Consider the following 1838-nt stretch of genomic DNA (forward strand, 5'->3'; position numbering starts at 1 on the left):
AGTTGCAGCCAGAGCCCCTCCGGGCTCCAGATGGCCCGCACGATGCGCACGTAGGAGGGCTCCAGCCCATCGATTTCGCCCAGGTAGCGCGTGCCCGAGAAATGCGCCGCCAGCAGCAGCGGCAGCAGCAGCCCGAGCAGCAGGCGCAGCGCCTCCACGGCCGGCATGCGCAGGCTGCGGCGCTGCCACACGGCGGCGCCCGCCATGGCCAGGTGAACGGCCACCGCGCCATAGAGCAGCACGGTGCCCGGCAGCGTGGCCCAGGCGCCATGCACGGCACGCCGCGTGGCTTCGGCCGCGGCCAGCGACACCAGCCCGGTGGCGTGCGTGGCCAGGTGCAGCGCCACATAGAGCCACAGGACCACGCCGCTGGCCCAGCGCAGGTTGCGCTGGGAGGGCAGGGTCAGCGGGGGCAGGGGCGCGGGCACGGTAGAAGGCGTGTGGTGGGTCGATGGAATCCACCCGGCCATTCGCCGGGGCGGCGCTGAGCATAATGCGGCACCCGGTTCGGCCCGCCGGCCTTCCCGCATGCCCTGGCGCCGCCCTGGCCCTCCTTTTTCCTTTTCTGGCCACGGCCTTTGCCCGCATGAACGCTCCCCCCGCCCGCTCCAGCCTCGCCCTGCGCCGCATTCCCTTGTTCGAGGGGTTGGGCGATGCGTGCCTGGAACGGCTGGCGCAGCAGTGCGACTGGCATCAGCTGCCAGCGCGCAAGCCGCTGCTGTCGCGCGCGGCCGAGGGCGGCGACGTGTTCTTCCTGGTGGCGGGGCGCCTGCGCATCACCACCTATTCGGCCAGCGGCCGGCAGGTCACCTTCCGCGACTGCGAACCGGGCGAGCACATCGGCGTGATCGCGGCCATCGACGGCGGCCCGCGCTCGGCCGACGTCGTGACGCTGGACACCACCCTGGTGGCCAGCCTCTCGCGCGAAGGGTTCCTGGCCCTGCTGCGCGACGAGCCCCTGGTCGCGCAGCGGGTGATGCATTACCTGGCCTCGCTGGTGCGCCAGTTGTCCGACCGCGTGATCGACCTGAGCACCCTGGGCGTGCACAACCGCCTGCATGCCGAGCTGCTGCGCCTGGCGCGCGCAGCCGGCGTGCAGGGCAACCAGGCCCGCATCGAGCCCGCGCCTGCCCACGCCGAACTGGCCAGTCAGATCAGCACCAACCGCGAGCAGGTCACGCGCGAACTGGGCGTGCTGGTCAAGGCCGGCGTGCTGCAAAAGGACGGCCGCGCGCTGGTGGTCGTCGATGCCGCGCGGCTCGAACGCATGGTGGCCGAGGTGCGCGGGGAGTGAGGCGCGACACGGGCCCGTGCGGCCCGTGTACGTCGCCCCGGCGTCGGCATCGGCCTCGGCCTGCCGAACGCCGTGCCGGTGGCCTGTTATTTTGCTATGTTTTATATAGCATCAAGGGCAATAAATACTAGGGCATACCGCCGTTTTTGCTCGAATGCCAGGCGCGGGGCGGTTTCAGCCCGCCTGCGCAGCGTGCGGGCCGGCCGCCGAGTCCAGCAGCCATTGGCGGAACCGGTCCAGCGTGGCCAGCTGCGCTCGGGCCTCGGGGTAGCAGAACCAGTAGCCCAGCGCGCTGGCGTAGCCGCCCTGGGCCAGGGGCTCGGCCACCACGCCCGCGGCGATCTCGTCGTGCACCAGGCAGCGCGGCACCAGGGCGACGCCCATGCCCACCGAGACGGCGCGGATCATGCTTTCGAACTGGTCGAACTGCGGGCCGGCCAGCGCATCGAGCCCGGGCACGCCGTGGACCTCGCTCCAGCGCTCCCACGCGTCGGGCACCGACACATGGCGCAGCAGGGCGCTGCGCACCACGTCGCGCGGGGCC

At 72.1% G+C, this 1838-nt stretch carries 2 protein-coding genes and 1 pseudogene; 1 reads left to right on the forward strand and 2 read right to left on the reverse strand.

Features of this window, described 5'->3' with window-relative positions:
• Positions 1 to 428 (reverse strand): annotated as a pseudogene (locus AC27KI_RS23915) (adenylate/guanylate cyclase domain-containing protein); the annotation flags it as partial.
• Positions 429 to 586: 158 nt separating this feature from the next.
• Here AC27KI_RS23915 and AC27KI_RS23920 point away from each other — a divergent pair.
• On the forward strand, positions 587 to 1294 hold the full coding sequence (locus AC27KI_RS23920) for a Crp/Fnr family transcriptional regulator (protein WP_487116223.1): 708 nt from the start codon (positions 587 to 589) through the stop codon (positions 1292 to 1294).
• A 174-nt stretch (positions 1295 to 1468) separates the two neighbouring features.
• On the opposite strand, the gene AC27KI_RS23925 is transcribed toward AC27KI_RS23920, so the two are convergent.
• A partial coding sequence (locus AC27KI_RS23925) for a LysR substrate-binding domain-containing protein (protein ID WP_487116225.1) occupies positions 1469 to 1838 on the reverse strand: 370 nt, incomplete at its 5' end.

It is taken from the genome of Acidovorax sp. KPB24-03 (assembly GCF_057546605.1).